Consider the following 20,782-nt stretch of genomic DNA (forward strand, 5'->3'; position numbering starts at 1 on the left):
GGCCGACGGTAACCGCTGCGCCGACCGCCGAACCTGTTACCGGGTAATGCCGGCGTAGGGAGTAGGTCTCATGGCCAACAAGGACACGCGCACGCCTGCCTCCACCCAGATTCCGGTCGACGGAACCGACACCGCGGCTCACGAGGACGGCAGGAAGTCCATCGGCTGGCACAAGGCGTACATCGAGGGGTCCCGCCCCGATGTGCGGGTGCCGGTCCGTCAGGTGCACCTCACCAACGGCAGGACGGTCACGCTGTACGACACGTCCGGTCCGTACACCGACCCGTCCGTCGAGACGGACGTCCGCAGGGGCCTGCCGCCGCTGCGGGAGAAGTGGATCGTCGCCCGCGGCGACACCGAGGAGTACGCGGGACGCCCCGTCCGTCCGGAGGACGACGGGATCAAGCACACCTCGCCGCGCGGCGGTCTGCGCAACCTCGATGCCGTCTTCCCCGGCCGTCCGCGCCAGCCGCGCCGCAGCCGTGACGGCAGCGCGGTGACGCAGCTCGCGTATGCCCGCCGGGGCGAGATCACGCCCGAGATGGAGTTCGTGGCTCTCAGGGAGAACGTTTCTCCCGAGGTGGTCCGGGAGGAGATCGCGGCGGGCCGCGCGGTGCTGCCGGCCAACGTCAACCACCCCGAGATCGAGCCGATGATCATCGGCAAGCGGTTCCTGGTGAAGGTCAACGCCAACATCGGCAACTCCGCGGTGACCTCCTCCATCGAGGAGGAGGTCGAGAAGATGACCTGGGCGACCCGCTGGGGCGCCGACACGGTCATGGACCTCTCCACGGGCCGCAACATCCACACCACCCGCGAGTGGGTGCTGCGCAACTCCCCCGTTCCCATCGGCACCGTGCCGCTCTACCAGGCCCTGGAGAAGGTGGACGGCAAGGCCGAGGAACTGACCTGGGAGATCTACAAGGACACGGTCATCGAACAGGCCGAGCAGGGCGTGGACTACATGACGGTCCACGCGGGCGTGCGCCTGGCGTACGTGCCGCTGACCGCGAACCGCAAGACCGGCATCGTCTCGCGCGGCGGCTCCATCATGGCCGCGTGGTGCCTGGCGCACCACAAGGAGTCGTTCCTGTACGAGCACTTCGAGGAGCTCTGCGAGATCCTCGCCGCCTACGACGTCACCTTCTCGCTCGGTGACGGCCTGCGGCCCGGATCGATCGCGGACGCCAACGACGAGGCGCAGTTCGCGGAGTTGCGCACACTCGGGGAACTCGGGCGGATCGCCAGGCGTTTCCATGTGCAGACGATGATCGAGGGCCCCGGTCACGTCCCGATGCACAAGATCAAGGAAAACATTGACCTGCAGCAGGAGATCTGCGATGAGGCTCCGTTCTATACGCTCGGCCCGCTGACGACGGACATCGCGCCGGCGTACGACCACATCACCTCCGGCATCGGTGCCGCGATGATCGCCTGGTGGGGCACGGCCATGCTCTGCTACGTCACGCCCAAGGAGCACCTGGGCCTGCCCAACCGTGACGACGTCAAGACGGGCGTCATCACCTACAAGATCGCCGCTCACGCGGCCGACCTCGCCAAGGGGCACCCCGGTGCGCAGGAGTGGGACGACGCGCTGTCCGACGCCCGCTTCGAGTTCCGGTGGGAGGACCAGTTCAACCTCTCCCTCGACCCGGACACGGCACGCGAGTTCCACGACGAGACGCTGCCGGCCGAGCCCGCCAAGACGGCGCACTTCTGCTCGATGTGCGGCCCGAAGTTCTGCTCGATGAAGATTAGTAAAAGCATCACAGAACGCTTTGGCGGTGATGTTCCCGAGAGCGCCACGGCCGAGGAGATCGCCGAGGGGATGCTGCGCAAGTCGAGGGAGTTCGCCGAGGCGGGACACCGGGTGTATCTGCCCATCGCGGACTGACAGGCGCTGAGCGATGCGCAAGCGGGCCTCACCTTGAAAGGGGTGAGGCCCGTCGCCGCTTGGTGCGGTCTCGCGTCGATCCATGCGACCTGGGTACGGTCGTGGCCGTGTCCGGCGTGCGTCGGGTTGGTCACCCGTAGGCGTGCGCTGGTTGATCGCGCGCGATTAGGGGAGCTGGTACGGGCATGGCGGTTGACGCTGCTCGGGCGGATGAGGGGTTCACGTCGGCGGGGGCTGCGCGGGTGATGAGTGCCGCGTGCCGGGCGGCTGGGCTGGATGACAGAGGGGCTGAGCTGATCCGCCTCGGTGAGAACGCGTTGTTTCGGCTGGCCTCGGTACCGGTGGTGGTACGGGTTGCCCGCAGTGAGGAGTACCTGCCAAAGGCGCGCACCGAGGTGGGCGTGTCGCGATGGCTTGCCGGGGAGGGGTTTCCTGCTGCGCGTGTCGTCGATGACTTGGAGCAGCCGTTGTTGGTCAGGGGGCACCCGGTGACCTTCTGGCACCTCATCGTGGAGGGTGACCGCAAGGCGACGTACGGGGAGCTGGGAAGCATCCTCCGGGACCTGCACTCCATGACGCTGCCGGCCGGCCTGGAGTTGCCATCGTTCGATCCCTTCGACAAGCAGGAGCTGCGGATCAGCCGGGCCGCGATCCCGGAGGACGACAGGGTCTTTCTTCGGAAGCGGTGGCGTGAGTTGCGTGACCAGTTCGCGGAGCTGAGCTTCGAGACTCCCAGGGGACCGGTTCATGGCGACGCCCACGTGCAGAACCTCATGGTGAACCACCGGAACGAGGCGGTGCTGATCGACTTCGAGGCCTTCTGCTTCGATCACCCTGAGTGGGACCTGATGGTCACTGCTACCGAGCATCACAGCCTTGGGTGGCAGACCGACGAGCAGTACGCCGACTTCGTGCGGGCCTACGGACGGGATCTGTATGACTGGCCCGGCTATGACACGCTGCGGCGGCTGCAAGAGTTCGGCATGACGACGTGGCTTATGCAGAACGTGCAGGAAGATCAGGAGACGGCGGATGAGTACCGCCGGCGCATCGACGCGCTGCGCCACGACGATGCGCCTCGTGATTGGCGTCCGCGGTAGCTGCTACTCGTCTTCGTCGTCCAGGCGGGCGAGTGCTTCACTGACCTGCTCGTTGAAGGCAACGACGGCGGGGTGGGTCGCGTGCGTGCTGACCTCCGCTTGAAAGTCGGTGACGTAGCGCTGGAAGCGTGAGGACTGGAGGGAGTCGCCGCCGTCCACGGCAAGGCTCGCGGTGGTGACGGCGGCTTCCAAGTCGCCGCTCAGTAGCTGGCTCTGGGCGAGCACCATACGGCAGAAACCAAGGGTGCGGGCGTACTGCGGGTCGGTGCTGTCGACGGCGCGCTGTGCGTGCTCGACGGCTTCGCGCCGCATCTTCAGGTCGCGGAAGCAGTGGCAGAACTCGCCCAACAGCTCTGCGTCGTCGAAGTAACTCAACCACGCAGGGTCATCGGCTGTGTCGGCCTGCTCGAAGTGCCGTTCGGCTTGGTTCATGGCGTGGCCGGCCCCGGCGCGGTCGCCCGCGTTGGACAGGGCGCGGGCCTCCATGGCCCAGTAGTTCGCCATGGCACGTGGGGTGGCTCGCCCTTTGGCTCCCTCGATGGCGGCGCGGGCCAACTGGATGGCCTGGGTGTGGTTGCCCAGATAGTTGGCCTGGTGGCTGAGGTTGCCGAGGATGCGGGCGCCGAACATGCGGTCGTCGATGACCTGGGACAGACGCAGGGTGGAGGTGAGGTAGCGGTGGGCGAGTCGGTGGTTTCCGACGTCGTACGCGGTCCATGCCAGCAACTGGGAGACCTCGGCGGCGGCGCTGAACAGCGCATGGCCCACCTTCTCGCTGTAGCTGGCGCTGAGCAGGGGAAGGACCTCGTGGCGGAAGTAGTGGCGTAATGCCCGATGGCCGTGGCCTCCGCCGTACTTGAAGTCGAGTTGCATGAACGTGGCCGCTGCGTCTCTGATGGCGCGCACGTCCCGCATACCAACACGTTGCTGGGCGGGTCGCTCGGCCTGGACGCCATCAGGGCGCGCGATCATCCATGAAAGGACGGCGGCGCTGAGATCCGCGTCCGCCACGACCAGGCGATCGGTCACTGCGGCTTCGGCGCGTTCCTGGGCGAGTCCGTCCAGCATGGACAGCACGTCGGGGACCGTGCTCGGGTACCCCACGGGGTCGGGCGCGGTCCGCTGAGCGTGGTCGAAGAAACCGAGGTCGCCCGGTGTGATCCGGCGCCCCAGCTTCGAGCTGAGCACATCCGCCATGATCGCGGCTGTCTGCGGTTGGATACCCGCACCGTCCCGCCATCGCTGCACTGAGACGTGCGTCGTCCCCAGACTGATGCCCCGCTGCGCTGCGGCGTCCTTCATCCGCTTGGCCAGGCCCTTGTTCGAGACCTTCGCCTCGTCCATGACTGCGATCAGCTGCGCGTTCGGCTCTCGGCTCATGCTCCCCTGCCAACCCGAGAATGACAGCGAGTGTTCATCGTGTCACAGCAGTCTCTCCTTGGGGGGTTCAGCAGTGAACCCCCTTCGCCTTTGCCGGTGTTCACGTGAACCCCCCGGTGAACGCTCCCGGTCGCACGCGCAGCGCCGTGTACTGGCTTGTGTGAGGCAACCGGCGCCGAACGAATCATCTGGGCTCTCGGAAGGGGACGTGATGGATGCGGGCAAGACCGAGTGGCTGGCGAGTGAGCTGGACGCATACGCCCACTGGTTCGTGGCGCCGAACCCCTCGTCCGACGGACGCTTCCTGACGCTCACGCTGTTCGCCGAGTCCGACGACACGGCGCGGATGGCACGGGACATGACGGCGGTCTTCCTCCAGGGCGCGGGCGCCGGTGCGGTCGTGGATGACGCTCGGTTGGTCGTCTCGGAACTCGTCGGCAACGTGGTGAACCACGCCGTTCCGGATCGGCATCTGTCTCGGGCCGGCGCCTGCCGACGCATCGATGTCACCTTCAAGCTGTGGCCGAAGTGGCTGTTCATCGGCGTCACAGACGAAGACTCGACACCCCCGCTGCTCCCCGCCGGAGAGATGTTCTCCCCCGGGCTGGTGGGGGAGCTGTCGGAGGCGGTACTGCCCGACACGGGCCGTGGCCTACTCATCGTTCAGCGACTGGCGGCAGCGGTCTGGTGGGCGCAGGAAGAGCGGGGCGGCAAGACGGTCTGGTGCCGCTTCGACCTGGACGGCGGAGTCGGCGACAACCCGCACTGATGATCTCCGGGGTGCTGTCCTTGTCCACTCCTTCGCGATCGGGAGTCGGCAGTGACCCCGGAATCGGCCGGAGCCTGACCCCTCCGGCCACGGAGCGTGGTCCCTCGCAGTCACGCACACCGGGTCCCCCGCCCGGATGAGGGGCCGCGCTCCACAACCCAATACCGAGACCGGGCCACCCCCTCAGCCCTAGGAAGCAGAAGGGTGGCCCGGCAGGGGACGCAGCGGTCCCCGGTGCCTCATGGTACCGGGGCCGCTGCGCTGCGTCGCTTCTGGCCCTGGAATCCGGTGAGTTGACGGATCGTCATAGCAAGCAGGGTTGAGGTGAACGCACGTGACTGGCGCGGGTGGGGACTGGATCGGCGACGGCCTGGATGGCATTGACGGCATGGATGCCCTCCTGTGGACGCCCGGTGTGGACTACATCGCGGGGTGGCGGGAAGCCCGGGAGGCTGCCGACCGGTTGAACCGGGCACTCCTCGGCGCGGGCCTCGAGCTGTCGACCATGCGGGCGGTCGCCTCCACGGACGAGCGGGGGCGGGGTGTGGTCCGACTGACAGGGTGGCCGGGTGGCGCTCACCGGCTCGCTGAGCTTCTGGAGTCGACGGCATGAACGGCGCTTGCGCCGGTGGGTGGCGCGCGTGGGCACGTCGCCGGCCGGAGAGACTTTGGGCGGGAGCTGCCATGGGGCGAGTGAACAGGGGGCCTTACGCTGGCCCGGCGAATCGGGCAGGTACTGGACCTGCCCGCGGTTGTGCCCGATTGGCCCCCTGTTCTTCGAGGCTCGCCCCATGGTGGCTGCCTAAAGTCTCGGAGGCCGGCGACCCCCAGCCCACCACGCCCCGGCCCGTGACGGTCGGTCGACGCATCGACTCCTTGGGCGTGCTGCGGTCGGGGGCGACCGGCGACCGGACGGGACCGGCGGCCACGCCGCACGCCCGGCCGGGGCGGCCGGGCGACCCGGCGCGCCGCAGGCGCGCCCTTGAGGAAGTGAAGGTTGTTTCGACCGATGCTCGCTCGCGGTCAGGCGCGGGTACGTCGTGCTGGCTGCTCGTCGATGGTGATCCGATAGGTGGCTTCGGCACGGTCCGCCCCGATGCGCAGTTCTTCGAGAATCAAGGCGCGGTCGTCAGAGCCGTGTGTGACGCGGGTCAGGTGCAGGATCGGGGTCGCGTCGGGAAGTTGAAGCGTGGTGCGCTCGTCGGGCAGCGGCATGCGAGCGCGTACCGTCTCGGTCCACGACAGGTGCTGTCCGTCCTGAGAGAGCAACTGATAGATCGCTGCCGGGTGCGTGCCTGGATTTTCGGCGAGCCCACGGACGGCATCGGCGACTTCGAACGGGATCAGGGTGCGGTGCATGGCGCGCGTGCCGGTACGGGGATCGGTGAGCAGCCGGTCACAGCCGAACAGGGCTTCTTCCTCGTCAAGGTGGAGGAGCCGACCGGTGGTCTTCGTGGTGCGGGCACGGTAAGTGCTCGGCTCCTCGGCTTCCTTCCAGAGGTCGCCGTTGGGCATGGCGAACGTGTCGCCCGACGTGCGGGTGATGCGGCGTTCGAGGGTGAGCGTGGGCTGTCCGCTGGAGCGTACGAAGCTGCCCTTGCCGTGGCGGACGTCGATCAGTCCTTCCGCGCGCAGGGCCGCGATCGCGTTGCGGACGGTCGGCCGGGAAACGCCGTAGCGGGTCATGAGCTGGGCTTCGGACGGCAACAGGGAGCCGGGTGCGAACTCGCCCGACAGGATCGCTTCGCGGATCGCGGCGGCCACTTGCTGATAGAGGGCTCCGGGGCGCTGGATCTCCGACATCGGGTCATCTCCGGGTCGTGGTCGTAGGCACGTCGCACGCGCGACATCACTCGTCAGCATAAGTAGTTGCGCTCTCGCCGTACAGGACTCCATAGTCGTAACTCATAAGGACAAGTGACGTCAGTATCTGGCTGGCGTCCCGATTGGCCAGGGAGGCCATACCCCATGCAGTCCATTCCCGTGGACACGTCGCGGCTCGGCGTACTGAGGTGCGCCATCGCGCCGGAAGCAAAGCTCAGCAACCCCGAGACACAGGAGGTGAAGAGGGACCGGGACGGCAACCCGGTGTGGACCGTGGCGGTCACCGTGCGGCAGGACGGTCGGCGGATCTCGGTGATCGAGATCGCCGTCAGCGGTCAGCCGAAGGGCATCGAGGAAGGGCAGATCGTCAAGGTCACCGGTCTGACGGCGTTCGTCTGGTCGATGGGTGACCGGCACGGCGTCAGCTTCCGGGCAGACTCGATCACGCCTGTCTCCGGCGGCATCGTGCAGGCCAAGGGCGGTGACGCGTGATGCGGCCGATCCTGCTTGCCTTCGCTCTGGCCGTACTGGCGTGGCTGCTGGTCGTCGGCGACCTGGTGCGGCGACACCGGCCGGCCTGGTACTGGTACCTCGTCGGCTACCCGGCCGCCGCGTGCCGGGTGGTGTTCACCTGGCGCAAGGTCGCCATGCTCAATGATCTCGCGGTCTCCCGGCGCCCGCCGCGCGGACTGCTCGGCGACCTGATGGTGAAAGGCGAGCCGCTGCGGCCGGTGGCTCCGCGGATCTCCTTTCCGCGCGCCACGAGGATGGGCCTGTCTGTGATCGTGCGCCTGCACGCGGGCCAGACCCCGGCTACGTACATGAAGGCGGCTGACGCTCTCGCGCACGCGTGGAAGGTCCACGCTGTCCGGGTCACCTCGCCGGAGCGCGGGCTCGTCCTGCTGACGGCCACGGCCACGGATCCGCTGGAGCGTCCCGGCTTAGCCACGGCCCCGGCCGAACTCCTCTCCGCGCTCATCGGCGTTCTGGAGTCCGGCGGCGCCTGGGTGATGAACCTGCGGCTCGTCCCGCACTGGCTCATCACCGGCGCCACCCGCTCGGGCAAGTCAACCTTGTTGGCCCGGCTGATCACCCAGCTCGCCCAACAACCTGTTGCCCTGGTCGGCATCGACTGCAAGGGCGGCATGGAACTCGGCCTGTTCTCCCAACGGCTCAGCGCACTGGCCACGTGCAGGCGTGAGGCCGTCGCCGTGCTCTCCGCCCTGGTCGTCGACATGCAGGACCGGATGAACGCGTGCCGGTCCGCCGGGGTCCGTTCCATCTGGGAGCTGCCGGACAAGATCCGCCCCGTGCCGGTCGTCGTGGTCGTCGACGAGATCGCGGAACTGTACCTCTCCGAGGGCACCCGCGAGAGCAAGGCGGAGGCTGAACAGTGCTCCACCCTGCTGCTCCGCCTGGCGCAGCTCGGGGCCGCGCTCGGCGTCCACCTGGTGGTGGCCGGACAGCGGGTCGGTTCCGATCTCGGGCCCGGCGTCACCGCCCTGCGGGCTCAGCTCGTCGGCCGTATCTGCCATCGCGTCAACGACCCTGGCACCGCCGAAATGACCCTGGGCGACCTCAACAAGGACGCCGTGGCCGTCGCACAGTCGATCACCGCCGAGGAACGAGGTGTGGCCGTCTGCACCGGCCCGGACGGTGGTTGGAGCCGCGCACGCTCCCACCTCACCTCGACCGACGAAGCGGTGTCGACGACCCGTAAGTACGCAGCGCTGACCCCGGAACTGCCCGCCATAGACCGCGCGATCGCGGTGCTGGAAGGAGACGACAAGTGATCAGCGAAGGTACGGCGTTCACGTTCGCGGTGGTCTTCGGGATCATCACCGTTCTCCTCGTGCGCTCCCGCGACGTCCGCGCCTGGGAAGCGGTCTGCGTCGGCCTCTTCGGCCTCTACCTCGGTCAGACCCCCGTGGTCTTCACCGTCCACAGCCTCGTCACCTGGCTGATCAACGGCTTCTCCCACACCTGACCAGAGAAGGGAAACGCACGGCCATGACCATGCGCCGCGTGAGGTGCCCCCACTGCAAGGGGGACGGAGCCCGCAAGACCTGGACCGGGCGACTGCGCCGGTGCCGCGTCTGCCGGGGAACCGGCACCATCCGCTGACCCACACCACCCGAACACGCGCGAAGGGAGATCCGCTCATGAACGACAGCGACAGCGCGCCACCACCCACCATCCCTGCCGCTTCGGCGGCTCACCCCGGAAGGTCACCACCATCACCCCGGCATCCACTCCGGCTGACCGGCGCGCCGCCCTCGATCGCGCGGCGCGCCTGTGTTGGCTCCCCGAAGCAGACCGCGACGCCATCCGCCTCGCCCAAGATCCGCAGTTCCCGCGCTGGCTGGAGCAAGTCACCGCCACCGGCGGCTGTGCCCACCCCGTCCACCTGGCCGGCTTCACCACCACCCTGGACAGCACAACCGGCGAAGTCCTCCACCACTACGACACCCGCAACGAACCCGGCGAACGACTCCTCGTCCGCTGCCGCAACCGACGCGCCACCGTCTGTCCGGCCTGTTCCCGCCTCCACGCCGGAGACACCTACCACCTCGTCCGCGCCGGCCTCCTGGGCGGTAAGAACGTCCCTGCCACCGTCCGGCACCGGCCCCGGCTCTTCGTCACCCTGACCGCCCCGTCCTTCGGTTCCGTCCATCGTGCCGGGGAGCTCTGCCGTCCCCGCCGGGCCGGCGGAACCTGCGACCACGGCCATCCCCTCGGTTGCGGTCACGTTCACGCCCCGGAGGCGCCCGTTGTCGGCCAACCTCTCTGCCGCGACTGCTACGACTACACAGCCCACGTGCTGTGGCACGCGCACGCCTCCAAGCTGTGGGATCGCTTCGTCATCGACGTTCGGCGGCGTCTCGCCTCCTCGGTCGGTCTCGTACAGTCCCGCCTTGCCCAAGAGGCCCGGCTGTCCTTCGCCCGCGTCGCCGAGTACCAGAAGCGGGCGGCCGTCCACGTCCACGCTGTCATCCGCCTCGACGGTCCGAACGGCCCTGCCGACGAACCGCCGCCCTGGGGCACTGCGGAACTGCTCATCGATGCCGTCCGCGCCTCCGCCCGGCGGGTCCTGGTCCGCACGCCTTACAGCCCGGCCGTGGGGGAACTGGAACTTCGTTGGGGTGCCCAAGTCGACGCCCGGCCCCTGCTCGCGGACAGCGACGGACCCGACGGTGACGCCGTGGCCGCGTACGTGGCCAAGTACGTCACCAAAGGAGCGAGTGACACCGGCGCCGGCACTGACTACCCGCTGGCCACCTGGGCGGACATCGAGTCGGCACCCGTCAGCGAACACGTCCGCACCCTCATGCGCACCTGCTGGCGGCTGGGAGGCCTGGCAGAGTACGCGCCCCTGAACCTGCGGACCTGGGCTCATACGCTCGGCTACCGGGGCCACATCCTCACCAAATCCCGCGCCTACTCCACCACCTACGCGGCGCTGCGCGCCGAACGCGCCCACCACATGGGCCATGTCGACACACCGGATGTGATCACCGAACGGCAATGGCGCTATGTCGGCTCCGGCCACACTCCTGGCGCCGCGCTCATCGCAGCCGGAGTGGCGGAGGACATTGCCCACAACCGCACCGTTGCCGCCGAATCCGTCCTCGTCGGTGGTGGTGCTGCCTGAGCGCTCCGCCCGGAAAACCGAGCCGCACGGACCGTGAGCAAGCGGCGATGCGGGAATGGATCGACCGACAGCTACGTGAATCTCCCCCACTCTCCGATGATCAGCTTCGGGGTGTGGGGGAGATCCTGGGACTTCAGCTCATCAGGAAGTGCGCCACACAGGCTTGAGCAGGTCGGGATCGAAGGTCTTGTTGCCCTTCCCGCCCGGCACGGCGATCACCGCACTCAGCACCTTCTTGATCGCCTCACGCTTCTGCGTGAGCGTCTTCGACTTCCACGACTTCCGGATGTCCCCCGTGGCCTCCTCGGCCTCAGCCTTCAACGCCTCGTGAGCTTTCTGGTCGGCCCGCAGTTCCTTGATCCGGCGTTCGAGGACGGGGAGGTTGCGAAAGAACGTCTCGTCGTCGATGTCCGTGTCCTCGTCGTCGTGCCAGCGGCGTTCAAGCTCCCTACGGCTCTTCAGCGCACGCTCCAGTGCTTCGGCCTTGTCCCAGTCCGGTACCTCCTGAGCCTTGGTCGCCGCATCGCTCTCCAGCTTCGCGATCACCAGCTCCTCGATGACCTCGTCTGTCTTGTCGCCGCGCTTGTAGGTCTTGTTGCAGCCACCGTCCACGGTCTTCTTGCACATGTAGGCGTGCTCGTACTTGAGCCAGTCGTTCGCCTTGATCCCGATCATCTTGTTGTTGCAGACCGTGCCGTCCTCCAGCACGTTGCCGCAGCGCAGGATGCCGGTCAGCAGGTACTTGTGGACCAGGCCACCGCGCGGCATGCCCGTCCCGCCACCCCGCTCCCTGATCTTGGCCGTGACGGCGAACCACTGTTTCGGCGTGATGATGGGTTCCCACTCACCCACGATCGGCTGGTCGTCGCCGTCGCGGACAAGCTCCCCCTTGATCTCGCGGTACCCACAGAGCCGCGCGTTCATCAGGACCTGCTTGACAGTCTGGTACTGGAAGGGATTCCCACGGCTCGTGAGATATCCGGCTTCCTTCCACTGCCGTGTGATCTCGGAGATGGAGGCGCCGGCAATCACGTCGTGCACAGCCTTTCGGATGGCGTCTGCCTCCTTCGGGCGCAGCGTGACCTTGTCGTCCTCCCATCCGAAGGGGCGCCACGCCGAGACGGACTGTCCACGGATCGCCCGGCTGCGGTGGCTGTTCCGGCTCCGCCGCTGCTTCTTCCTGGTCTCGCTGAGGGACATGGCGACTCCCACAAGTCCCTTGATCTCGAATCCCTCGGCGTACAGGTCTTGGATGCCGTTCGAGTCGTGGTAGACGCGCCCTTCGTGTGAGGTGAACGCCTTCAGGTACCGCTCCCAGTCGCTCGGGCGCCGGTACAAGCGGTCGTCGTTCACCGCCATGACGCCGTGGATCGGGTATCCCTCCGGCGTCGTGCCCGTCGTAAGGTCGGCAAGCAACTGCTCGAAGTCGTCGCGAACGACGCTTTCCTTGCTGGCGCTCTTGTCGTTGTCCGTGTACCGGTAGACGACCAGCCACCCGAACCGGCGTGCGGCCTCCGTCATGTCTCGGTGCTGGTCCTCGATCCCGTGGGCGTCCTTCACCCGGCCGTCGAACGAGATCCGCGCGTAGCAGACCACGCACTTGAGGTTGGGATCAGCGGCCAGCATGGCGCGTACCTCCTCGACGGACGGCAGTCCCTCCGGCACGCCTCGCAGCTTGCTGATCACCTCTTCGCGCTTGCCCACGGTGTTCCCCCTTGGTCCAAGTCTGGGCTGCTGGAACGACCGTAGCGCATGTGGGGCTTCTAGTAATGCTCTACTCGATGAAGATCTCGCAGGACATCCGGCGGGAACACGGCGCTTCCCAGGCCGAGATCGAGGAGGGCATGGCTCAGAAGGCGAAGGAGTTCGCGGCCGCGGGCAACCGCGTGTACCTGCCGATCGCGGAGTGAGACGGATCCCGGCCTGCCGGTCCGTGCTCCGAGTCGCGTCCAGGCCGGCTCGGAGCACGGCCTCCGTCCGGGGCGCCCGGCCGGCGGCGGTCGGGACACCCGGAGTCGCCGACCCGCAGGGCGCGTCGGAGGAGTGGGCCGGTGGTGACGGGCTGCTCGGGCTGGTGGTGACGGGTTATTCGGGCCGATGGTCCGGGCCGCCGAAGTCCGGGCTCGTGTAGTCGGGGCTGGTGAAACTGGGGCGCGGACCGGCACCGGGGCCGTCCTCGGGGCTGGTGAAGCCGGGCCTGTCGTAGCCGAGCCGGGGGATGCGGCCGCCGGGGGCGGCCGGTGCGGGCGGGGTCGTACGGTGCAGGGCGGCCGTCTCCGGATCGGCCAGTGCCTCGCGCAGGAACGGCAGGATGCCCCGCTCCAGCAGGGCCTCGCGCCAGGCGTCCCTGGCCCGGGCCACCTCCTCGGTGAGCTCGCCGTACGGTCCGGCCTCGAACGAGGGCCTGTTGCGCAGGGCCGTCAGCAGCAGCCCGACGGCGGCGACCAGGATCGCGGCCGCGGTCACGGCACCGAACACCCAACCGGTTGTGATCATGGTCCGGGCGAAGGCCGACCTGGGACTGAGCATCTTGAGGAGGTAGCCCACGAGCAGGAAGAGCGCGGCGGCGGTGCCGGCGAGGACGGGCGCCAGCACGGCGACGACGGCGACGGCCCCGGCCCCGGTGGACTCGGCGGCCTCCCCGGCAGGGGTGAGGCGGGCCACGCCCGCGTCCCCGGCGGTGGTGTCCTGGACGAACGGCGTGCTGGACGGCGTGGTGGACGACGGCGGTCGGCGGACCTCCTCGCGGACCTTGACGTAGTGCTGGTACTCGGCCGCGGCGGCGGAGGTGATGAGGGCCGTGGCGTTGAGCGCCATCGTGCGCAGTTGTTCGGAGTTGAGCCGCCGTCCGACGGCGGCCAGTTCCGGGCGGTGTGGTGCGGAGCGCAGCGCCTCATCGAGGATCCGCTCGTACTCCTGGCGGTCCTCGCTCAACAGGTGCTGCGGAACGCTGTTCATGTGCATCCCCCGATGCTCCGTAGGGCTTGGGGCTCGGCATGCTGACGAGCCGTCGGGCAGAAACGGAGGGGAGCCTGCTACGGATAAGCCGATGGTAGAGCGGTGACGGCCTGCGGAGACAGGGGGTTGCCGGAAATTGGGTACGGGCGCGCACCCGCGCACCGGTGGTGCGCGGGTGCGTGGAGGAACGCTCAGGCGTCCAGCGGCAGTTGCTGGACCAGCAGCTTTCCGGACATGGTCACGCCGCCGTCCATGGCGATGGCGAGCCCGTCGGCGTAGACGTGCGGGCCCTCCACGACGGTGGTCTCGCTCTCCTCGCCGTCCTCGGAGCCCACCTGGCCCAGCAGATAGGGAATGGGGCTGTGGCCGTGAACGATCCGGGTGCCGCCGTACGTATCGAGCAGGGAGCGCACGGCGTCGGCGCCGCCCTCGTCGCGGAAGGAGAACCGCTTGGTGAACTTGCGGAACAGGTCCCAGACCTCGTCCGCGTCGTTGCGCATGAGGGTCTCGCGGACGGTGTCGTTGACCTCCTCGATGGAGGAGCCGAAGTCGAGGTAGGCGGTGGTGTCCGAGTGCAGCAGCAGGTAGCCGTCGATCTCGGTGAGCGCGTCCAGGCGGGCCATCCACTGCAGGTGGTGGTCCTGCAGGCGGTCCATGTCGGACTTCTGGCCGCCGTTGAGCAGCCAGGCGGCCTGGAAGGTGGCGGTTCCCGCGCCGGAGTTGACGGGGGTGTCGCCGAACCGCTTGGCACCGAGCAGCAGCAGTTCGTGGTTGCCCATGAGGGCCTTGCAGTAGCCGCCGGCCGCGGCGGCCTCCGCGGACAGCCGCATCACCAGGTCGATGACGCCGACGCCGTCCGGGCCGCGGTCGGTGAAGTCGCCGAGGAACCACAGCCGGGCGGTGCCCGCGCACCAGTGGCCGGCGGCGTCGATGAGGCCCTGCTGCTGCAGGGCGGCGACCAGCTCGTCGAGGTAGCCGTGCACGTCGCCGACGACGTACAGGGGCCCCGGGCCGGTGGCGGGCTGCTCGGGCTGCGTGGGCAGCGGGTCGACGGCCACCTGAATCGTGTCTCCCCGGTTGATCACCGGAAGGTCGCGCTGCGTGGGCGTGTACCCCTCCGGGTAGGCCCCCTCGACGGGCGTGACCGCCTCGCCGGGGTGGGTGCTGTGGGCGTACGGACCGGTCTGGTGGACGTACGCGGGCACCCGGAAGTCGCGCAACGTCGCCGTCCGCTCCACTTCGGGTCCCTGACCGGCCCCCTGAGTCATCGACCCCTCCGCCATCGCGCCGCATCTGCACCGCCTCGGACCGCATGGTCGCAGCGGCCCGCGGTGTCGTGGGCCCATCATAGGAATGCGCGTCGCTCCGTGTGATGACCCAGGGGTGGTGAATCGGAGCAGGACTCACGATTCACCGCGGCTTTCGTCCTGATTGTGCCGGGCTGTGCCGTTCGTCGGCCGCCCGGCCCACCGTCGCGTCGCGTGCGGTACGTCCCTTCCGGCCGCCTCGTCCCGCGCCTCCTTCGCCGCCCTACGTCTCCTCGGGTACCCGGGGCGGGCTGACCGTGGTGCGCGGCGGGCGCCGCTGGGAGGAGGTCCGCACGATCAGTTCGGTGGGTATCACCTGCTCGACCGGCTTCTCCGGCGCGACGCCCTCGATGGCGTCGATGAGCAGCTGCACCACCGCGGTGCCGATGCGGCGCGGCTTGAGGGAGAGCGTGGTGATGGGCGGCTCGGTGCCGGCGTACACGGCGGACTCGCTGCAGCACACCAGCAGCAGGTCCTCGGGGACGCGCAGGCCGTAGCGGCGGGCGGCGGCGAGCAGGTCGGTGCCGTTGGGGTCGAACAGGCCGTAGACGGCGTCGGGCCGGTCGGGCCGGGCGAGCAGCCGGTCGGCGGCGACGGCGCCGGCGCACGGGTCGTGCGCGGGGTAGGCCTCGTACACCGGGTCCTGGCCGACGCGCTCGCACCAGCGCAGGTAGGCGGTGGTGGACAGCCGGGTGTAGGTGTCCGTGGTGGTGCCGGTGAGCAGTCCGATGCGGCGGGCGCCGGCCTCGGCGAGGTGATCGAGGATGCCCGTGACCGCGGCCTCGTGGTCGTTGTCGACCCAGGCGGTGACCGGGAGGGTGCCGGGCGGGCGGCCGTCGGAGACGACCGGTAACCCCTGCCGGATCAGTTCGGTGACGACCGGGTCGTGGTCGGAGGGGTCGACGACGACGGTGCCGTCCAGAGCGACGTTGGACCACACGTCGACGGGGCTGCGGCGGGAGGTCGCGGGCAGGATGACCAGGGCGTAGCCGCGGGCGAGCGCGGCGGAGGTGGCGGCACGGGCCATCTCGGCGAAGTACGCGAACTCGGTGAAGGTGAAAGGTTCATCCCCGTATGTGGTCACGGTCAGTCCGATCAGGCCGGACTTGCCGGTACGGAGGGTGCGGGCGGCGGCCGAGGGGCGGTAGCCCAGCCGCTCGGCGACCTCGCGGACATGGCGCCGGGTGGCGTCCGGGAGCCGGCCCTTGCCGTTGAGGGCGTCGGAGACGGTCGTGATGGAGACCCCGGCGGCGGCGGCGACGTCTCTGATGCCCGCCCGGCCCGGCCGACTGCCTCGCCGAGAGGTATCCGCGCGGCTCACCTGGTGCTTCCCTGCTGCTGTCATGGCGAGCCGATAGTAGGGCCCGGGCGGTGGGGTAGGGCGGGCGCATATGCACCCGTTGACAGATACGTTTCTGCAAGGTCATCTTTGGCCAACTCCATAAGAAAAAAAGTCAGTTGGCTCCTTCGGGCACAGGACGTGGCGTGTCGACACGCGTCGGCCTGCCGCGGAGGTGATGTTTCGAAGAGGTCTCAACTCACCTTGACGAGGGATGCGCGCCACGGCGTAAGCCACCGGCGCATAGATATATGCCGACGCGCCCTCCGTTTCGTACCTCTTCTTCGCACCTCTTCATGCGGCGCTGCCCCTGATGCCGCCGGGACAGTCGAGGTCACTGCCGACCGCTACGCAGCGGCGTCCAATCCTCATAAGGTGAGAAGTATTGGAGGCCGGCGGTGGTCAGGCGCCGCCGGTGGTCGCGAGGAGGACTGCGGTGAGCCAGACGAGCCCGAAGCTGCGCGCCGAACTGGAGGGGATCCCGACCTACAAGCCGGGCAGGCCGGCCGCGGCGGGTGGCCCAGCGGCCTACAAGCTCTCCTCGAACGAGAACCCCTACCCGCCGCTGCCCGGCGTGCTGGAGAGGGTGACGGCGGCCGCCGCCTCCTTCAACCGCTACCCCGACATGATGTGCACCGCGCTGGTGAACGAGCTGGCGGACCGGTTCGGTGTGCCCGCCTCCCACATCGCCACCGGCACCGGCTCGGTCGGCGTCGCCCAGCAACTGCTGCAGGCCACCAGCGGTCCCGGTGACGAGGTCGTCTACGCCTGGCGGTCCTTCGAGGCGTACCCGATCATCACGCAGATCAGTGGCGCGACGTCGGTGCAGGTGCCGCTGACGCCGGGCGACGTGCACGACCTGGAGGCCATGGCGGACGCCATCACCGACCGGACGCGCCTGATCTTCGTCTGCAATCCCAACAACCCGACCGGCACCGTGGTGCGGCGTGCCGAACTGGAGCGGTTCCTCGACCGGGTGCCCGGCGACGTGCTGGTGGTGCTGGACGAGGCGTACCGCGAGTTCATCCGCGATCCCGAGGTGCCCGACGGTGTCGACCTGTACCGGGAGCGGTCCAACGTCTGCGTGCTGCGGACCTTCTCCAAGGCCTATGGTCTGGCCGGGCTGCGCGTCGGTTTCGCGATCGCGCACGAGCCGGTGGCGGCCGCCCTGCGCAAGACGGCGGTGCCGTTCGGGGTGAGCCAGCTGGCGCAGGACGCGGCGATCGCCTCGCTGCGGGCGGAGGACGAACTGCTCGACCGGGTGGGCGCGCTGGTGCGCGAGCGCACGCGCGTGGTCGACGCACTGCGTGACCAGGGCTGGACGGTGCCCGAGACCCAGGCCAACTTCGTGTGGCTGCGCCTGGGGGAGCGCACGGCGGCCTTCGCGGAGGCGTGCGAGCAAGCGGGCGTGGTGATCCGGCCGTTCGCGGGCGAGGGCGTGCGGGTGACGGTCGGGGAGGTCGAGGCGAACGACATCTTCCTGAAGGCCGCGGAGGCGTTCCGCAAGGAGCTGTGAGGCGCCCGCCCCCTGTGAGCGCGAACGGCGGTCCGAGGGATAGTGCCTCGAGGTCCGGCGCCCCGAGGCGCGGGGCGCCGGATGCGGTGGTACGGGTGCGATGCCCCGGGCTGGGGGGACTCGGTTCGGTGGTTCGGCCCGGTGATCCAGGCCGGGTGATCCCGGTCCGGAGGTTCGGGTCCGGTGAATCGGGTCCCGCAGCGAGGGGCGGGTGAGGGCCCGCGCGAGACCGGCGTGGGGTCGTGGTCGTGAGCCAAGGTCGAGGCTGGGTGCCGCCGTCGGCGCGGAAGGCGCCAGCGCCCGGCTCGGCGGCCTGTCGGGCGGCTGTTTCACGTGAAACGGCGGCACCTGTGACGAAATACACCTCCCTGCTCAGGCGTGTGCGGTAGAGGCAGGTGGCGACGCCCTGACGTCGAAGTTCCTGGAAAACCCCACGTCAGAGGGGGTCATCGGCCTTCCGGCGGCGGACTTCCTGGTCCGTTGATCAAGCCCCCCTCCCTCTGAGGGGCGATGGCGGTGGGCCATAATTGCTTGTGAATGTGAACGCTTTCACAAACTGCTGCCCCACGGCGAAGTAAGGAGCGACGACGTGGACCTGGCATTGGCGCCGGAGACCCTGGCGCGCTGGCAGTTCGGCATCACCACCGTCTACCACTTCCTCTTCGTCCCCCTGACGATCTCCCTCGCCGCCCTCACGGCCGGGCTGCAGACCGCCTGGGTGCGAACGGAGACGGAGAAGTACCTCAGGGCAACCAAGTTCTGGGGCAAGCTGTTCCTGATCAACATCGCGATGGGCGTGGTCACCGGCATCGTGCAGGAGTTCCAGTTCGGCATGAACTGGTCCGACTACTCCCGCTTCGTCGGTGACATCTTCGGTGCCCCGCTCGCCTTCGAGGCACTGATCGCCTTCTTCTTCGAGTCGACCTTCATCGGCCTGTGGATCTTCGGCTGGGACAGGTTGCCCAAGAAGATCCACCTGGCCTGCATATGGATGGTCTCGCTCGGCACGATCCTGTCGGCGTACTTCATCCTCGCCGCCAACTCCTGGATGCAGCACCCCGTCGGCTACCGGATCGACAAGGCCAAGGGCCGCGCCGAGCTCACCGACTTCTGGGCCGTGCTCACCCAGAACACCGCCCTGAGCCAGGTCTTCCACACCCTCTCCGCGGCCTTCCTGACCGGCGGCGCCTTCATGGTCGGCATCGCGGCCTTCCACCTGGCCCGCAAGAAGCACGTCCCGGTGATGAAGACCTCGCTGCGGCTGGGCCTGGTCACCGTGGTCATCGCCGGCCTGCTCACCGCGGTCAGCGGTGACGTGCTCGGCAAGGTCATGTTCAAGCAGCAGCCGATGAAGATGGCCGCCGCCGAGGCGCTGTGGGACGGCCAAAACTCCGCCCCCTTCTCGATCTTCGCCTACGGCGACGTGGACAAGGGCCACAACTCCGTCGCCATCGAGATCCCCGGTCTGCTGTCCTTCCTCGCCAACGACGACTTCACCTCGCACGTCCCCGGCATCAACGACGTCAACAAGGCCGAGCAGCACAAGTACGGCCCCGGCGACTACCGGCCCAACATCCCGGTCACCTTCTGGGGCTTCCGCTGGATGATCGGCTTCGGCATGGCGTCCTTCGCCCTCGGCCTGGCCGGCCTCTGGCTGACCCGCAAGAGGTTCATGCTGCCGCAGCACCTGAGGGCCGGTGAGGACGAGGTGCCGCACCTGGTCCTGTTCAAGAACAAGGCGCTCGGCCCGAACCTGACCAAGTGGTACTGGCGTATCGCCGCCCTGACGCTGGCCTTCCCGCTGATCGCCAACTCCTGGGGCTGGATCTTCACCGAGATGGGCCGCCAGCCGTGGGTCGTCTACGGCGTCCTGCAGACCGGTGACGCGGTCTCCCCCGGTGTTTCCCAGGGCGAGGTCATCACCTCGATGACCGTGTTCACGGCGCTGTACGCGATCCTCGCCGTCATCGAGGTCAAGCTGCTCGCCAAGTACGTCAAGGCCGGTCCGCCGGAGCTGACCGAGTCCGACTTCAACCCGCCCACGAAGATCGGCGGCGACTCCCGGGACGCCGACAAGCCGATGGCCTTCTCGTACTAGGCCGAGGGAGCTGCACAGACATGGAACTGCACGACGTCTGGTTCGTCCTGATCGCCGTCCTGTGGATCGGCTACTTCTTCCTGGAGGGCTTCGACTTCGGGGTCGGCATCCTCACCAGGCTGCTCGCCCGTGACCGGGCCGAGAAGCGGGTGCTCATCAACACCATCGGCCCGGTCTGGGACGGCAACGAGGTCTGGCTGCTCACGGCGGGCGGCGCCACCTTCGCCGCCTTCCCCGAGTGGTACGCCACGCTGTTCTCCGGCTTCTACCTCCCGCTGCTGATCATCCTGGTCTGCCTGATCGTCCGCGGCGTCGCCTTCGAGTACCGCGCGAAGCGAACGGAGGAGCACTGGCAGCGCAACTGGGAGACGGCGATCTTCTGGTCCTCGCTCGTCCCCGCGTTCCTGTGGGGCGTGGCCTTCGGCAACATCGTGCGGGGCGTGAAGATCGACCGGAACCTGGAGTACGTGGGCGGCTTCTGGGACCTGCTCAACCCGTATGCGCTGCTCGGCGGCCTGGTGACGCTGTCGCTGTTCACCTTCCACGGCGCGGTGTTCACGGCGCTGAAGACCCTCGGCGACATCCGGGAGCGCGCCCGGAGGCTGGCTCTTCGCGTCGGGCTCGTCACCGCGGTGCCGGTGCTGGGATTCCTGCTGTGGACGCAGGCCGACCGCGGTGACGGTGCGAGCCTGGTGGCGCTGGTCGTGGCGGCCGCCGCGCTGGTCGCCGCGCTCGTCGCCAACCAGGCCGGACGGGAGGGGTGGGCGTTCGCGCTGTCCGGCGTCACCGTCGTGGCCGCCGTGGCGATGCTGTTCCTCACGCTCTTCCCGGACGTGATGCCGTCCACGCTGAACCCGGCCTGGAGCCTGACGGTCAGCAACGCCTCGTCCAGCCCGTACACCCTGAAGATCATGACCTGGTGCGCGGGGATCGCCACTCCGGTGG

At 68.6% G+C, this 20,782-nt stretch carries 17 protein-coding genes and 1 pseudogene; 12 read left to right on the top strand and 6 right to left on the bottom strand.

The annotated features are described in order from the left end of the window. Nucleotides 1–70: 70 nt before the first annotated feature. The gene (thiC, locus tag IE225_RS31675; protein WP_229880194.1) at nt 71–1,894 is read left to right on the top strand and encodes a phosphomethylpyrimidine synthase ThiC; all 1,824 of its coding nucleotides are present in this window, start codon (nt 71–73) and stop codon (nt 1,892–1,894) included. A 185-nt stretch (nt 1,895–2,079) separates the two neighbouring features. Further along, complete coding sequence (locus tag IE225_RS31680; RefSeq protein WP_190061115.1) at nt 2,080–2,994, top strand: phosphotransferase enzyme family protein; 915 nt, start codon at nt 2,080–2,082, stop codon at nt 2,992–2,994. A gap of 3 nt (nt 2,995–2,997) precedes the next feature. Here IE225_RS31680 and IE225_RS31685 read toward each other — a convergent pair whose 3' ends face one another. Further along, nucleotides 2,998–4,374 carry an NsdA family TPR-like regulatory protein gene (locus IE225_RS31685; protein WP_190061116.1) on the bottom strand — a complete coding sequence of 459 codons (1,377 nt, stop codon included), beginning with the start codon at nt 4,372–4,374 and terminating at the stop codon, nt 2,998–3,000. A 211-nt stretch (nt 4,375–4,585) separates the two neighbouring features. On the opposite strand from IE225_RS31685, the gene IE225_RS31690 reads away from it, so the two are divergent. Together IE225_RS31690 and IE225_RS33655 are read left to right on the top strand one after the other, a co-directional pair. Next, nucleotides 4,586–5,143: an ATP-binding protein gene (locus tag IE225_RS31690; RefSeq protein WP_190061117.1), complete on the top strand. Its 558-nt coding sequence runs from the start codon at nt 4,586–4,588 to the stop codon at nt 5,141–5,143. 334 nt (nt 5,144–5,477) lie between these two features. Then, entirely contained in the window at nt 5,478–5,756 is a 279-nt protein-coding gene (locus IE225_RS33655; RefSeq protein WP_229880195.1) for a hypothetical protein, read from the top strand. Between the two features lie 410 nt (nt 5,757–6,166). Here the strand turns inward: IE225_RS33655 and IE225_RS31695 are convergent, their stop codons facing one another. Next, nucleotides 6,167–6,946 carry a GntR family transcriptional regulator gene (locus IE225_RS31695; RefSeq protein WP_190061118.1) on the bottom strand — a complete coding sequence of 260 codons (780 nt, stop codon included), beginning with the start codon at nt 6,944–6,946 and terminating at the stop codon, nt 6,167–6,169. 165 nt (nt 6,947–7,111) lie between these two features. On the opposite strand from IE225_RS31695, the gene IE225_RS31700 reads away from it, so the two are divergent. The 4 genes from IE225_RS31700 to IE225_RS31715 all read left to right on the top strand — a co-directional run bounded on the left by IE225_RS31700 (nt 7,112) and on the right by IE225_RS31715 (nt 10,619). After that, nucleotides 7,112–7,459 (top strand): SCO3933 family regulatory protein, encoded by a 348-nt coding sequence (locus tag IE225_RS31700; protein WP_190061119.1) that lies wholly within the window; start codon nt 7,112–7,114, stop codon nt 7,457–7,459. Further along, nucleotides 7,459–8,760, top strand: a complete 1,302-nt coding sequence (locus IE225_RS31705) for an FtsK/SpoIIIE domain-containing protein (protein WP_190061128.1) — start codon at nt 7,459–7,461, stop codon at nt 8,758–8,760. Before IE225_RS31700 ends, IE225_RS31705 begins: the two co-directional genes overlap by 1 nt. Then, a complete protein-coding gene (locus IE225_RS31710) occupies nt 8,757–8,954 on the top strand; it encodes a hypothetical protein (RefSeq protein WP_190061120.1) in 198 nt (65 codons plus the stop codon). Before IE225_RS31705 ends, IE225_RS31710 begins: the two co-directional genes overlap by 4 nt. A 306-nt stretch (nt 8,955–9,260) precedes the next feature. Then, complete coding sequence (locus IE225_RS31715; protein WP_190061129.1) at nt 9,261–10,619, top strand: replication initiator; 1,359 nt, start codon at nt 9,261–9,263, stop codon at nt 10,617–10,619. Between the two features lie 141 nt (nt 10,620–10,760). Here IE225_RS31715 and IE225_RS31720 read toward each other — a convergent pair whose 3' ends face one another. Next, nucleotides 10,761–12,323 carry a recombinase family protein gene (locus tag IE225_RS31720; protein ID WP_229880196.1) on the bottom strand — a complete coding sequence of 521 codons (1,563 nt, stop codon included), beginning with the start codon at nt 12,321–12,323 and terminating at the stop codon, nt 10,761–10,763. Nucleotides 12,324–12,397: 74 nt separating this feature from the next. On the opposite strand from IE225_RS31720, the pseudogene IE225_RS31725 reads away from it, so the two are divergent. Next, nucleotides 12,398–12,529: pseudogene (locus tag IE225_RS31725) on the top strand (thiamine biosynthesis protein ThiC); the annotation flags it as partial. Between the two features lie 175 nt (nt 12,530–12,704). Here IE225_RS31725 and IE225_RS31730 read toward each other — a convergent pair. The 3 genes from IE225_RS31730 to IE225_RS31740 all read right to left on the bottom strand — a co-directional run bounded on the left by IE225_RS31730 (nt 12,705) and on the right by IE225_RS31740 (nt 16,229). Beyond that, entirely contained in the window at nt 12,705–13,583 is an 879-nt protein-coding gene (locus tag IE225_RS31730; RefSeq protein WP_190061121.1) for a hypothetical protein, read from the bottom strand. Between the two features lie 185 nt (nt 13,584–13,768). After that, a complete protein-coding gene (locus IE225_RS31735; RefSeq protein ID WP_268250025.1) occupies nt 13,769–14,860 on the bottom strand; it encodes a metallophosphoesterase family protein in 1,092 nt (363 codons plus the stop codon). A 247-nt stretch (nt 14,861–15,107) separates the two neighbouring features. After that, entirely contained in the window at nt 15,108–16,229 is a 1,122-nt protein-coding gene (locus IE225_RS31740; protein WP_190061123.1) for a LacI family DNA-binding transcriptional regulator, read from the bottom strand. Nucleotides 16,230–16,659: 430 nt separating this feature from the next. Between IE225_RS31740 and hisC the strand changes: the two genes are divergently transcribed. From hisC to cydB, 3 genes are all read left to right on the top strand, one after another. Then, nucleotides 16,660–17,739 carry a histidinol-phosphate transaminase gene (gene hisC, locus IE225_RS31745; protein WP_190061124.1) on the top strand — a complete coding sequence of 360 codons (1,080 nt, stop codon included), beginning with the start codon at nt 16,660–16,662 and terminating at the stop codon, nt 17,737–17,739. 589 nt (nt 17,740–18,328) lie between these two features. Further along, on the top strand, nt 18,329–19,837 hold the full coding sequence (locus IE225_RS31750; RefSeq protein ID WP_190061125.1) for a cytochrome ubiquinol oxidase subunit I: 1,509 nt from the start codon (nt 18,329–18,331) through the stop codon (nt 19,835–19,837). A 20-nt stretch (nt 19,838–19,857) separates the two neighbouring features. Continuing rightward, on the top strand, nt 19,858–20,782 hold a 925-nt coding region (cydB, locus tag IE225_RS31755; RefSeq protein WP_190061126.1), incomplete at its 3' end, for a cytochrome d ubiquinol oxidase subunit II.

This window comes from Streptomyces echinoruber (assembly GCF_014651135.1).
GTDB classification, from domain to species: domain Bacteria; phylum Actinomycetota; class Actinomycetes; order Streptomycetales; family Streptomycetaceae; genus Streptomyces; species Streptomyces echinoruber.